This is a genomic window from Leclercia adecarboxylata (genome assembly GCF_006874705.1).
Classification (GTDB): domain Bacteria; phylum Pseudomonadota; class Gammaproteobacteria; order Enterobacterales; family Enterobacteriaceae; genus Enterobacter; species Enterobacter adecarboxylatus_C.
This window is the reverse complement of record NZ_CP035382.1, coordinates 4,594,414-4,607,046: the sequence shown is the minus strand read 5'-3', so window position 1 is coordinate 4,607,046 and position 12,633 is coordinate 4,594,414. Positions and strand designations below refer to the sequence as shown.

At 54.7% G+C, this 12,633-nt stretch carries 13 protein-coding genes; 6 read left to right on the top strand and 7 right to left on the bottom strand.

Annotated features, from left to right (window positions below; all coding sequences use genetic code 11):
- Nucleotides 1–39 precede the first annotated feature (39 nt).
- The 3 genes from ES815_RS22990 to ES815_RS22980 all read left to right on the top strand — a co-directional run bounded on the left by ES815_RS22990 (nucleotide 40) and on the right by ES815_RS22980 (nucleotide 1,609).
- Nucleotides 40–774: an AzlC family ABC transporter permease gene (locus ES815_RS22990; protein ID WP_142489879.1), complete on the top strand. Its 735-nt coding sequence runs from the start codon at nucleotides 40–42 to the stop codon at nucleotides 772–774.
- Between the two features lies 1 nt (nucleotide 775).
- On the top strand, nucleotides 776–1,099 hold the full coding sequence (locus ES815_RS22985; protein ID WP_142489878.1) for an AzlD domain-containing protein: 324 nt from the start codon (nucleotides 776–778) through the stop codon (nucleotides 1,097–1,099).
- A gap of 108 nt (nucleotides 1,100–1,207) precedes the next feature.
- Nucleotides 1,208–1,609 carry a YybH family protein gene (locus tag ES815_RS22980; protein WP_142489877.1) on the top strand — a complete coding sequence of 134 codons (402 nt, stop codon included), beginning with the start codon at nucleotides 1,208–1,210 and terminating at the stop codon, nucleotides 1,607–1,609.
- A 9-nt stretch (nucleotides 1,610–1,618) separates the two neighbouring features.
- Here ES815_RS22980 and ES815_RS22975 read toward each other — a convergent pair whose 3' ends face one another.
- The 4 genes from ES815_RS22975 to ES815_RS22960 form a co-directional block, all read right to left on the bottom strand.
- Nucleotides 1,619–2,308 (bottom strand): RES family NAD+ phosphorylase, encoded by a 690-nt coding sequence (locus tag ES815_RS22975; protein WP_142489876.1) that lies wholly within the window; start codon nucleotides 2,306–2,308, stop codon nucleotides 1,619–1,621.
- Nucleotides 2,305–2,712, bottom strand: a complete 408-nt coding sequence (locus tag ES815_RS22970) for an MbcA/ParS/Xre antitoxin family protein (RefSeq protein ID WP_142489875.1) — start codon at nucleotides 2,710–2,712, stop codon at nucleotides 2,305–2,307. Before ES815_RS22970 ends, ES815_RS22975 begins: the two co-directional genes overlap by 4 nt.
- A gap of 106 nt (nucleotides 2,713–2,818) precedes the next feature.
- Nucleotides 2,819–5,092, bottom strand: a complete 2,274-nt coding sequence (locus tag ES815_RS22965; protein ID WP_142489874.1) for an FdhF/YdeP family oxidoreductase — start codon at nucleotides 5,090–5,092, stop codon at nucleotides 2,819–2,821.
- Nucleotides 5,085–5,657, bottom strand: coding sequence for a HutD family protein (locus tag ES815_RS22960; protein WP_142489873.1), 573 nt, complete (start codon nucleotides 5,655–5,657; stop codon nucleotides 5,085–5,087). The genes ES815_RS22965 and ES815_RS22960 overlap by 8 nt, the downstream gene beginning before the upstream one ends.
- Nucleotides 5,658–5,924: 267 nt before the next feature.
- On the opposite strand from ES815_RS22960, the gene ES815_RS22955 reads away from it, so the two are divergent.
- Nucleotides 5,925–7,310 carry a cytosine permease gene (locus ES815_RS22955; RefSeq protein ID WP_185902427.1) on the top strand — a complete coding sequence of 462 codons (1,386 nt, stop codon included), beginning with the start codon at nucleotides 5,925–5,927 and terminating at the stop codon, nucleotides 7,308–7,310.
- Nucleotides 7,311–7,355: 45 nt separating this feature from the next.
- Here the strand turns inward: ES815_RS22955 and ES815_RS22950 are convergent, their stop codons facing one another.
- Nucleotides 7,356–7,751, bottom strand: a complete 396-nt coding sequence (locus tag ES815_RS22950) for a rhodanese-like domain-containing protein (RefSeq protein ID WP_142489871.1) — start codon at nucleotides 7,749–7,751, stop codon at nucleotides 7,356–7,358.
- A gap of 109 nt (nucleotides 7,752–7,860) precedes the next feature.
- On the opposite strand from ES815_RS22950, the gene ftrA reads away from it, so the two are divergent.
- Nucleotides 7,861–8,820 carry a transcriptional regulator FtrA gene (gene ftrA, locus ES815_RS22945; RefSeq protein ID WP_142489870.1) on the top strand — a complete coding sequence of 320 codons (960 nt, stop codon included), beginning with the start codon at nucleotides 7,861–7,863 and terminating at the stop codon, nucleotides 8,818–8,820.
- Nucleotides 8,821–9,067: 247 nt separating this feature from the next.
- On the opposite strand, the gene ES815_RS22940 is transcribed toward ftrA, so the two are convergent.
- Nucleotides 9,068–9,397 carry a hypothetical protein gene (locus ES815_RS22940; RefSeq protein ID WP_142489869.1) on the bottom strand — a complete coding sequence of 110 codons (330 nt, stop codon included), beginning with the start codon at nucleotides 9,395–9,397 and terminating at the stop codon, nucleotides 9,068–9,070.
- Nucleotides 9,398–9,587: 190 nt separating this feature from the next.
- Between ES815_RS22940 and ES815_RS22935 the strand changes: the two genes are divergently transcribed.
- On the top strand, nucleotides 9,588–11,321 hold the full coding sequence (locus tag ES815_RS22935; RefSeq protein WP_142489868.1) for a hypothetical protein: 1,734 nt from the start codon (nucleotides 9,588–9,590) through the stop codon (nucleotides 11,319–11,321).
- A gap of 165 nt (nucleotides 11,322–11,486) precedes the next feature.
- On the opposite strand, the gene ychF is transcribed toward ES815_RS22935, so the two are convergent.
- A complete protein-coding gene (gene ychF, locus ES815_RS22930) occupies nucleotides 11,487–12,581 on the bottom strand; it encodes a redox-regulated ATPase YchF (RefSeq protein ID WP_032611353.1) in 1,095 nt (364 codons plus the stop codon).
- Nucleotides 12,582–12,633 lie beyond the last annotated feature (52 nt).

Genomic DNA, 12,633 nt, shown 5'->3' with positions numbered 1-12,633 from the left:
AAGATAGTTATCGCACTAAGCAATACAAGGGAAGCAATAATGTTAACGAAGATAAATACCGGGCACCCCGCGTCCGCGACGGGCGAATTTCGGGCCGGTATTGCCGCCTGTATCCCGACCATTGCGGGCTACTGGAGCATTGGCTTTGCCGCCGGGGCGATCGGCACGCTCTCGGGTTTTACCACCGGACAAATTGCCCTGCTGGCCAGTGCCCTCTACGCCGGGTCGGCGCAGTTTCTGTTTTACTCTCTGTGGGCGGCGGGAGCCGAAATGGCATCCGTGGTGCTGAGCGTGCTGCTGGTGAACCTGCGCTACCTGCTGATGAGCTCCTCCATGAGCGTCTTTTTTCGCGACTACACCACGCTGCAAAAAGTGGTCAGCGGGCTGCTGCTGACGGACGAAACCTTTGGCGTGGCGGTTCAGCGCGCCAGCCCACAGGGCAACATCAGCTATGCCTGGATGCTGGGCCTGAACGTGACTGCCTGGCTGAACTGGATCATCGCCTGCGTGACCGGTGCCTGGCTGGCGACCACGCTGCCTGCATCGCTGATGGAGGGGCTGGGCTTTAGCCTGGTGTCGATGTTTATCGGCCTGATCCTGATGATGTGGTTCGCCAGCCGCAGAAAGGTACTCGAAACCATCAATATCGCTGTCGCGGTGGTCATTACGCTGTTAACTGCCGGGAATGGCTCGCTCAGTCTGGTGGTGATTGTGGCCGCCTCCCTTGCCGCGACCCTGGCGACGCTGCTGTTACGCACCCGGAAAGGAAAATAAGATGGAACGACATATTCTGCTGACCATTCTCGCCTCGGCGCTGGTCACCGCTCTGATGCGTACCGTGCCGGTGTTATTGCTGTCCCGCTTCCGTCTGCCGGATGTGCTATTACAGTGGCTGAGCTTTATCCCCACCGCCATCATGGCCGCCCTGGTCGCCGCTGAACTGTTGAGCAAGCCCGCGATGACCGATTCCGGGATCAGCATTTCGCTGCTGGCGGCGGGATTTGCCACGCTGGTGGGCATTCTGACCCGCGGGTTATTTGCCACGGTCATTGCCGGGGTAGTGGCGTTTTGCGCGGCGGGGTATTTATTGGCGCATTAATCTTTGAATAGTAAAGGCATGCCGGGGGCGCTTCGCTTGCCCGGCCTACACATTGCGCCGTCTGATGATAGAGTGAATACAGGCAGCCACTCACCAGGAGAAAAGCACATGAACGAACATCCGCTTCGCCAGATCATTAAGGCCTGTGACAGGGCGATCACAGCCAAAGATTTCGATTCGTTGATGGAGTATTACGCTGAAGACGCCGTGCTGGTGGTTAAGCCCGGTACGATCGTTAAGGGCAAAAACAATATCCGCAGCGCGTTTATCTCTATCTCGGACTATTTTCAGGATCGGCTCATCGTCAAACAGGGCGAAATGCAGATCATCGAAGGCGGCGGAGATGCGCTGGTGATCATGGAAACCCAGCTTTTTTATCCGGATGAACTGGGTGGAACTGCTGAGATAACGCGTCGGGCAACCTATGTCTTCCGCCTGGAAAATGACCGTTGGCTCTGCACCATCGACAACTCTTACGGCACTTCGCTTTTAGATGGTGATAATGCCTGAATATTGCTCTTACGTAGGCGTCACCAGCCCGACGCTGACCATGCCTTTGTCCCAGATGATTTGGTGCAGGGAGGTCTGAATAATGCTGGTGATAGGTTTCGGGGTTAGCAGTGCCCAGCAAATACCTTCCCGGTGGCGAACCGAGCGGTATGTTATGCCGGTCTCACCCGCGACGCGCAGGCTTGCGCCCAGCTGTTGCGGTGCGCGGTAGTCCGTTGGATGGTACCAGGGGTGCGTATCCGGCAGGCCGGTGATATCGGCAAAGGACGAGCCGCTCAGCTCCGTCTCCAGACAACGGTACTCGAACCGTTCGAACTTCAGTTCAGGCACGTTCTGCCAGTAGCGCCGGCAATGATAGACCACTTCGGCCAGCGCCGTTTCCTGGCTGTTCCCGAGATAGTAGACGCCAAAATCGCCATTCGAAAAGCGGCTGCCGTCGGGGTTGATATGGGTGAAGGCCGCCATTGCATAATGTGCGCCGCGGATCCCCAGCACCCACTCCTCGCGAGGCAGCAGCGCCAGATTTCCCACTTCCTGCGACAGGCGTGGATTGGTTAATTTCTGGATGTCATAGAGAACGTCAAACTCTTCCGGGGTGGCAACGTCCTCGAACACGTAAATGGCAGGGTACTTGGTATGGAGCAGGCGGTAGCCTTTGATGGGAGTTTGTGCCGTTCTGGGGATCTCAGGATGGATCATCCGGACAGGCCTCCGCGCAGGACATCAACCCGCTTGGCGACTTCATGCAGGTTGCCGAACTCCCCCCCCTCAATCAGGGACAATGGCGTTGCTCCATTGAAGTAAGCATTATGATTTGCCATGGACATAAACCCGTAGACGTTCTCGGGGTTGCTGAACACGATCCGCAGCGCCGAGTGCATATTCAGCAGGTAGCTGATCCGGGTTAACTGATCGTGAGTCAGCGAGGCCGTCTTCGTCTCTTTCTGGCGGTATTTGTAGAGCGCCGCTCTGGAGAGTTGCAGAATGTTCTGCTGTTGCTCTGTCGAGCAGCCCCATTTATCCAGAATGTTCATTGCAGCTCTGATGGCGATGAGATCGCGATCGCCGCGGGCTTCAGAGTTAAGGTTCAGGTGCTTCGTCATGTGATCGCTCCCTCAGCTCAGCGTGACTGATATAGTCTTAGCATGAACCAAATAAGACAATCTGTCTACGCGAAGACACCTTTGCCTGTTTAATGCGCATGGCGCGCTATAGCGTCCTCATCTCTTTTGAACGCAGGGTGATACGTACCGGCACCGATTTATACGATGGCGTGCCGCTCTCCTTATCAAGATAATTGAGCGGAACCAGCACGTTAGCCTCCGGGTAGTAGGCAGCCACCGTGCCCGGCGCAATGCTGTAGGCCACCAGGGTGATGTCGTCGAGGCGCTGCCGACTGTCGGGCAGGGCGGTGGTGATATCCACCCGGTCGCCATGCTCCAGCCCCAGCTGCTGCATATCCTCTTCATTCATAAACAACACGTCGCGGCGACCAAACACCCCACGATAGCGATCGTCCAGGGCGTAGATGGTGGTGTTGTACTGGTCGTGACTGCGCAGGGTGACCAGGCGCAGCACGTTTTCACCTTCCCCCGGGCTGTTCTCCGTTACGCCGTCAAACAGGGAGAACATCGCCTTGCCGCTGGCGGTAGGCCAGACGCGCTCGGTAGGCGGCAGCGGCATGCGGAATCCGCCGGGAATACGGATCCGTTCATTGAAGTTCTCAAAGCCGGGAAGAGTCTGTTCGATCCGGTCGCGGATGCGATCGTAATCGGCCACCAGCGCCAGCCAGTCTGTTTTACTGTTCGTCAGGGTGGCGTGGGCTATCCCGGCGACAATGGCCGGCTCCGAGCGCAGCCACGGCGAGGCCGGTTTCAGCTTCCCGCTGGAGGCATGCACCATCGACATGGAATCTTCCACGGTGATCGACTGCTGGCCGCTGCGCTGTATGTCCAGCTCGGTGCGCCCGAGGCAGGGCAGCAGATACGTCTCTTTGCCGACAAGCAGGTGGGTGCGGTTCAGCTTGGTGGCAACATGTACGCTGAGATCGAGGCTTTTGAACGCCGGGAAAGCCTTGTCATGATCGGGCATCGCTACGGCAAAATTGCCCCCGAGGCAGAGCAGCGCTTTGGCCTCGCCGTCGATCATCGCCTGGGCGGCCTGCACCGCGTCGTGGCCGTGGGCGGCCGGCGGCGTAAAGCCAAACACCTCGCCCAGCCGGTTGAGGAAGGCGGTGGTCGGTTTTTCGGTGATCCCCACCGTGCGGTTACCCTGCACGTTGGAGTGGCCGCGCAGCGGGCAAATACCTGCTCCGGGCTTGCCGATATTGCCGCGCAGCAACAGCAGGTCGGCAATCAGGCGCACGTTGGCGGTGCCCTTGTTGTGCTGGGTGATCCCCATGCCGTAGGTGATGATGGTGGCGTGGGATTTGGCGTAGATCTGCGCCACGTTCTCCAGATCGGCGCGGCTGAGCCCGGACTCGCGTTCGATGGCCTCCCAGGTAGTGGCGGCGATGTCGGCGGCAAACTCCGCGAACCCCTGGGTCTGGGTGGCGATAAAGTCGCGATCCAGCGCGTCCAGCACCAGCAAGTGTTTGGCGATCCCCTTTAACGCGGCGGCGTCGCCCCCGGCTTTCACCTGATAGTAGGTTGAGGCGATATCGGTGGCGCTGTACGTCGCCATCTCGCGGACGTTTTGCGGATCGGCGAAGCGCTCCAGGGCGGTTTCGCGCAGCGGGTTAAAGACGATAATCGGCACGCCCCGGCGGGCAAGCTCGTGCAGGGTACCCATCATCCGCGGGTGGTTAGTGCCCGGGTTATGGCCGATGGAGATCACCAGCTCGGTGTGGTCAAAATCCTCCAGCGAGACGGTGCCTTTACCAATGCCGATGGAGCGGGGCAGACCGACACTGGTGGCCTGATGGCACATGTTGGAGCAGTCGGGGAAGTTATTGGTGCCCAGTTCGCGGGCAAACAGCTGATACAGGAACGCGGCTTCGTTCGAGGCGCGCCCGGAGGTGTAAAACTCCACCTGATTCGGCGCCAGGCTGCGCAGTACCTCACCGATACGGGCAAAGGCCTCGTCCCACTCTACCGGGCGAAAGGTGTCGCTCTGCGGATCGTACTTCATGGGATGGGTCAGACGGCCATAGCCCTCCAGCTCAAAATCGCTTTTCGCCCACAGGGTGCTGACGGTGTGCTCCGCGAAAAATTCAGGAGTAACGCGCTTCGTGGTCGCTTCCCAGGTCACCGCCTTGGCGCCGTTCTCGCAAAACTGAAAGGTGGACTTGTGCTCTTTGTCCGGCCAGGCGCAGCCCGGGCAGTCAAAGCCGTCGGGCTGGTTGGTGCGCAGCAGGATGGCGGGGGCGTCAAAGGCATCCATCTGCGTGCGCACGGCAATGGCCGTGGCTTTTAAGGCTCCCCAGCCGCCCGCCGGCCCGGCGTAATGGCGGATCCCGGGAACCGCTCGTCTGTTGTTACTCATCTGCACTCCTGTCTGTTCTCTCATCATGACGGCGGATCTCCGCCAGCAGCAGCGACGCCTCCTCTGAGTGTGGCACAAGCTCGCCCGGCGTCTCCCCCTGCCACCAGATCCCGCTGGCAGGCGAACAATGATTTCCGGCTAACTGCCAGTGACCGTTCAGCACATATGCGATGCCCTCCGCCCCGGGTCGCAGAGCGCTGGTGGCAATGGTCACCTGCGCGCGGGCCCGGCTGCGCTGGGTCATGACATTAAAATCCAGGCCCGGCCCGGTGACACCCTCGCTGGCAAGCGGCCACTCGCCAGGAAAGGCCCAGGGTACGCCGGGCTCAAGGCGGTGCAGCAGGTCGTCGCCGCGCAGCCACAGCCCGGAACCGCCGAGCAGCATAATCACCCGGTCGACACCTGGGAAGAGGGAGAAAGGTCCATCCTGGCCGAGCGTAGCGATGCTGGCTCGCCACAGAAAGGGGGCATCCGCCGAGGGAATACTGACAATTTCCCGGGTTTCGCCCGCCCCGTTTTTCCACGGGGTGACCGGCAGGGAAGCAAGCGTAAAGGGGGTAATCATGTCCGTCTGACCCTGATTGTGGTGGTTAATGATTCATATGTGCTACAGATAATTTTCAAAATAATTACAAATTATTCACAGTTCAGTTCACAAATCCATCATCAGATTCGTGTCGGCAGATGTCAATGGTTGTATATACATGATCTGTCATGTGGCGTTGCCCTGACGCAGGCAGGGTGTCTGGCGGTCATTCATTATCCATTCAGAGAGGAAGCTATGTCGTCTTTTTCGTCTTCAGAAACGCAGTCAAAGAAAAACGGGACGCGGTTGTCGGAAACGCGCTCCATCGATTACATCCCGGATAATGAACGTCATGGTCACCCCTTCAGTCAGTTCACGCTGTGGTTTGGCGGCAACCTGCAGATCACGGCCATTGTGACCGGCGCGCTGGCGGTGGTGCTGGGCGGCGATGTGGTGTGGTCCATTATTGGTCTGCTGGTGGGGCAGGTGATCGGGGCGACGGTGATGTCATTCCATGCCCTGCAGGGGCCACGTCTGGGCCTGCCGCAGATGATCATCAGCCGCGCTCAGTTTGGCGTGTTGGGGGCGGTGATCCCGCTGGTGCTGGTATGCGTGATGTACGTTGGCTTCTCCGCCAGCGGAACGGTGCTGGCCGGACAGGCGATGGCGAAACTGCTGTCGGTATCGAACGTGGCGGGGATGATCCTGTTCAGCGCGATCATTATCGTGATTGCTGTGCTGGGCTATCGCGTGATCCACAAGCTCGGCAAGGTGGCGAGCGTGGTGGGCGTACTGGCGTTTGTGTACCTGTTTATCGCCCTGCTGATGTCCAGCGATCTGGGGGCGATTGCGCAGAACAACCACTTCTCGATGCCGATGTTCCTGCTGGCGGTGTCGCTCTCTTCATCCTGGCAGATCGCCTTTTGTCCCTACGTGTCGGACTACTCGCGCTATCTGCCGCGAGACGTCTCCGGGGTGAAAACCTTCTTCTCCGTCTTCAGCGGTACGGTGCTGGGCACCCAGGCCTCGATGACCCTCGGGGTGATCACCGCGGCGATTGCCGGCAGCGCTTTCAAGGGACATGAGGTGAGCTACATTGTCGGGCTGGGCAAAAGCGAGGCGATGGCGATGGTGATCTATTTTGCGATCTGCTTCGGCAAAATCACCTTCACCACCCTGAACGCCTACGGCAGCTTTATGTCGTTGACTACCATCGTGTCGGGTTTCCGCAACCAGACCACGCTGAGCCAGAGAAGCCGGGTGATCTTTGTGGTGCTGATGGTGGCTATCTCCTGCGTGATTGCGCTGCTCAGCGAACCGGCATTCCTGAAACACTTCACCCATTTCCTGCTGTTCCTGCTGGCGTTTTTCGTGCCGTGGAGCGCCATCAGCCTGACCGACTATTTTATTATTTCCCGTAAAGCGGTGGATATTCCGGCGCTGTTCGATCCGCGTGAACGCTACGGATACTGGAATATGTTTGGGATTAGCGTGTATGCCGTTGGTGTCCTGATCCAACTGCCGTTCATTGAAAACCCGCTCTATCACGGCTCCCTAACGTGGATCTTCGCCGACAATGACGTGTCGTGGATCATCGGCTGGTTCTGTACGGCGGCGCTGTACTATGCGTTCAGACGTTTTGATCGCCGGGTGCTGCCGGAGCAGACCATCTATCCGGCGACGGGCAGGTAAGGGGAGTGCCAGCGACCCCGCAGATGATACGGGGTCGCTGTTGCTTTACCGGTCGTTAAAAGCAAAACCTTCGTCGGCCCACCCGGTCATGCCACCAATCATAATTTTCACCGGGCGACCCAGCTGCGCCAGCTTCAGCGCCGCGCGATCGGCACCGTTGCAGTGCGGCCCGGCGCAGTAGACCACAAACAGGGTATCGGCTGGCCATTCCGCCATCCGCTGGGCGGTGATCTCCCGATGGGGCAGATGCAGGGCGCCCGGAATATGGCGCCGGGCAAAGATCTCCGGGCTGCCCACCACGTGCAGCAACACAAAATCGGTATCCCCCTCTTTGAAGGCACTCCAGACATCGGCACAATCTGTCTCCACGCTCAGTCGCTGTAAAAAATGGTTCACCGCGTTTTCTGCCGCCGCGGCAGGGTAATCAGTCACATAGCTCATACTTTCCTCCAGGATTGAGACTTTACTCTACGGCGGCAGCGCGCTTTTGACAGCTGGCAGAAATGCCATATACCATCGAGATCATGACAAAAATACCCTGAGTGCGGTGATGAAAAATCCTCTGGTGGTTGCGCTGGCCTATGACGGCTTGTGTACGTTTGAATTCGGCATCGCTGTGGAAATTTTTGGCCTTGCCCGCCCTGAAATGGGGGATCACTGGTATCGCTTTGCGGTGGCGGGTGTCGAACCGGGGGAGCTGCGCGCCACGGGCGGCATCCGGCTGGTGGTCGACGGCGGGCTGGAGCTGCTGGCGGAGGCCGGGACCATTATCGTTCCTGGCTGGCGGGGCGCCGATGTCCCGGTACCCGCCGCGCTGTGTGAGCAGCTGGTCGCCGCCCATCAGCGTGGGGCGAGAATTTTATCTATTTGTTCTGGCGTCTTTGTGCTGGCCGCCGCAGGGTTGCTCGATAATCGTCAGGCCACCACCCACTGGCGTTACACCGACCTGCTGCAGCAGCGTTATCCAGCCATTCAGGTGTCCCCTGACGTATTGTATATCGACAGCGGTGATGTGCTGACCTCCGCCGGCAGCGCCGCGGGTATCGACCTGTGTCTGCATCTGGTGCGCCGGGATTATGGCAGCGTGGCGGCTAACCAGGTGGCGCGTCGGCTGGTGGTGTCGCCCCATCGTGATGGCGGCCAGGCGCAGTTTATCCAGCAGGCGGTGCCTGTCGCCTATGAGGGCCACCGGCTTGGCGCGCTCTTTGATTACCTGCTTGAAAACCTTGCCGCTCCGCACAGCGTCGATTCGCTGGCGAAATTTGTCGGCATGAGTCCCCGTACCTTTCTGCGCCGTTTTGCGGCGACCACCGGCAAAACACCTGCCCAGTGGTTGCTTCATGCTCGCCTGACTCGTAGCCAGGATCTACTGGAGAACACCCAGCTGTCGATAGAGCGGATTGCTGAACAGGTGGGATTTGGCAGCGTAGCGACCATGCGCCATCACTTCCGCAATCAGCTGTCGACCACGCCTGCGGCGTACCGGAGAGGAGAGAGGTCGCTTCGTTGAAAAAAAAAATCAAATTAATGGGAATAATGTTTGATAGCAGGAAGGATTACCTTAAGTAAAAGCCTTAGAGGTGGTTTCAAAAAATATTAACATCAATGAACGTTTGTTTTTGTTCTTCGCGATATATATTAACTCTCCGGTAGAATTTAACCATAAGAATGAAATGTCATTAATATAATTATTGGGAACGTATTAACATTATTATCAGCGCGACGTGGTAAATGATCTTTACCACGTCGGCCCCCTTTTAGTTGAGGTAGTTTCCACTTTTTTTGTAACGGTAGTGTTCAACAAGTGCTTTGCCGCAGTCTGGGCTACCGTGTCTTAACCCGTCTGAAAGCGCTTTTTTAATGTCTGGCAGCTCACTAATGGCTTGCTGCACGAGTTCGGGAATGATTTCCTTAACACGATCAATAGCGTACTCATAACCGGCTTGCACGCCAATCGATACGCCATCACGAAGCCCCCGTATATAGTCGTCACTCCCGCCGCCACCCCCACCTGATGCCGGAATCAATTCTCCCTCCCGGGAGAGAATTAGGGGTAATTTTGTACTTGAATCATTGTTATCCTGCATACTGCCTCCGGGTGTTTGATAAACTGAACTGCGTTGTTTTCGATAGAGACAGGTTACTCACCCGTGAAAAAAGATGAAATCCGGCTTTTTTTTGGGTTTTAGCCTTGTGAATTGATAGAGGTTGTGTTAGTGGCGCGCAATGTAGAGATAAGATGAGACCATAATGCAAATGAGATTCAGGGGTGCAGACATGAATAATGAGTTAGCTTTAAAACGGATTTTTGAAGCCGGGGTTTTCTATAATATGGCAGGTACGCTGTATCCTGAAGATATTAATCTAATAGATAACTTTATCGATGATTATGAGAATTCCCAGCCTGAGCTTACCCACAGCATTGGCGATTTACTGTTTCTCTATATGATTGAAAAGGAACCACAGCAAGCGTCACTTTTTTTTCAGGCGATATATAGTTTTACCTCAGGGGCAGACATTGTTTTTGCCGCTCGGGATTTGAAAGAGAAGCTAGTGCTTCCCTGGCCGCCATCCTATTTATCAAAAAAAGAACGAGAAGCTGTACGGCCAGAGGTCTTGCTTGATGAGTTTTTAACATTGGCATGTAATAAGAAAGGATTTAAAACCATCACGACAGATGATGTAAACCGGGTTGCCGAAAAATTCTCAATATTGACACATTTTCGTGAGGGGAATCATTTCTTTCAGCATCGGATAAAAATGAAAAGAAACAGTGGAAATGGGCATATCCACATATATTACGATCGCGACCGGGTGTCATTCAGAAAGTCACTTATTTATGCAATGGAAAATATAAAACATGCGCATGGTAAGGATGTTCTTGCCGATAAATGGTCTGCTAAAAGCATATCTACCTTGGGCAGGATGCTGTTAGCACAGGCCTATTTTCACACAGAAGATAGCCATGGTTTGTCTCAGGAAGCCTATTTTGAACGTCTCCTTGAGCGCTACCCCAAAATGGAATATATCGGCCTAAGGGATAAAAAAAGCCTTTTCGAGGGGAAGCGAAAGTTGGCCGCATTGGCGTCCGTGTTTACCAAAAACTATCATGCGGATACTGATGAATTCGCTATTCAGCGCCGGAATTTTGGGCATAGGAACTCTGATGACATAGATGCCAGAATCAGCCCTCCGGTTTTACTAAAAAGCGCGTTATCAAGTTACATAAATTATTATGCTTTTGCTTTATCGCATGTGGGTTTTATCAGGCAATTATATCAACTGCGCGATTCGATATATGATATTGCGACCAAGCAATTTAATTTAAATGAATTTGTGACTTTCTATATTCTTAATAATATCAACAAGTCTTCCACCGAATCGTTGCAGGCACTCTACACCGAGATTATTATGGCGGTAGAAATCCAGTGTCATGGTTTGTTAACTGCGCTTAGAGCCTACCCCGTTCGTCAGGAGTATTGGGGATACTTTGCCTACCAATATATTATTCCGACAATTGGCAAAATAGTGAAATCAATGGGGACTCTTTCTACACTGTGCAATGTAAATTATCAGCACATAACGGATGAGCATTTGAAAGCGCTGGGTTGGAAAGACGAACTCAACAAGGCGGTAATTTTGAACCGTATTATTGCGAGTGATAATGATTTTATCTGCGCAGGCTACGGACTCAGTAATCATACGATAGTACTACCAATGAATGCGCCGAATAATGTTTATGGCAGTATTCAAGCCGCGCTGGATCTGTATGATAAAAATCTAAAAAATAATTATCTTTCCAGTACAATTATCCATGAGGATATTCAACAGCTTCAAAGCATTTTGTGGGGCTTCCATCATCTTTATCATAAGGAATTTTCTCCCGGCAAAATAACGAATGAACTTTCCATTGACGAGATAGGTCGGTTTTATCGACAACCGATATCTGAAAGTCAGTTTAAAAAGGGGAAAAAAGCGGCTCAACAATTGATAGCTTCTTACAAAAAGTAAAAATACCGTAACGGTATTATTCCTGCAATGATTTAGAAGCCATCATTATGGATTCATTTTTCTCAGCAGCTAACTCAATGTTAGCTGCCTTTCTACGATAGTATCTGAGCAACTATGAAATGAAAAATCCATGCATTTGCGTGGATCTTAATAGGATGCTCAACCTTAAACGTTAAACAAGAAGTTCATCACATCGCCATCTTTAACGATGTAATCTTTCCCTTCAGCACGCATCTTGCCGGCTTCTTTCGCGCCTTGCTCACCCTTATAGGTGATGAAGTCTTCAAACGCGATTGTCTGCGCACGGATAAAGCCCTTCTCGAAGTCGGTGTGGATCTTACCCGCAGCCTGAGGAGCGGTCGCGCCAACAGGGATAGTCCATGCACGCACTTCTTTCACGCCAGCGGTGAAGTAAGTTTGCAGGTTCAGCAGTTCGTAACCGGCGCGGATCACACGGTTCAGACCTGGCTCTTCCAGACCCAGCTCGGCCATGAACTCTTCACGGTCGGCATCGTCCAACTCGGCGATATCAGATTCCACCGCAGCACAGACAGCCACAACCACAGAGCCTTCGGCCGCCGCGATTTCGCGCACTTTGTCGAGGTATGGGTTGTTTTCGAAACCGTCTTCATTGACGTTAGCGATGTACATGGTTGGCTTCAGGGTCAGGAAGCTCAGGTATTTGATCGCCGCTTTGTCTTCTTCGGTCAGGTTTTTCAGCGCGCGCAGCATGCCGGCGTTTTCCAGCTGTGGCAGGCATTTTTCCAGCGCAGCCTGTTCCGCTTTCGCGTCTTTGTCGCCGCCTTTGGCTTTCTTCTGCACGCGGTGCAGGGCACGCTCGCAGGTGTCGAGGTCAGACAGCGCCAGCTCGGTGTTGATGACTTCGATATCGTCAGCCGGATCCACTTTGTTGTTCACGTGGATGATGTTGTCGTTTTCAAAGCAACGCACCACGTGACCGATGGCTTCGGTTTCACGGATGTTGGTCAGGAACTGGTTGCCCAGGCCTTCACCTTTGGATGCGCCTTTAACCAGACCAGCGATGTCCACGAACTCCATGGTGGTTGGCAGAATGCGCTGCGGCTTAACGATCTCAGCCAGCTGGTCCAGACGCGGATCGGGCATTGGCACGACACCGGTGTTTGGCTCGATGGTGCAGAACGGGAAGTTAGCTGCTTCGATGCCCGCTTTAGTCAGCGCGTTAAACAGGGTGGATTTGCCAACGTTAGGCAGACCAACGATACCGCATTTGAATCCCATTTCTGAATCACCTTAATATCTTGATATTCAACACGTTAACATTAACGAGTCG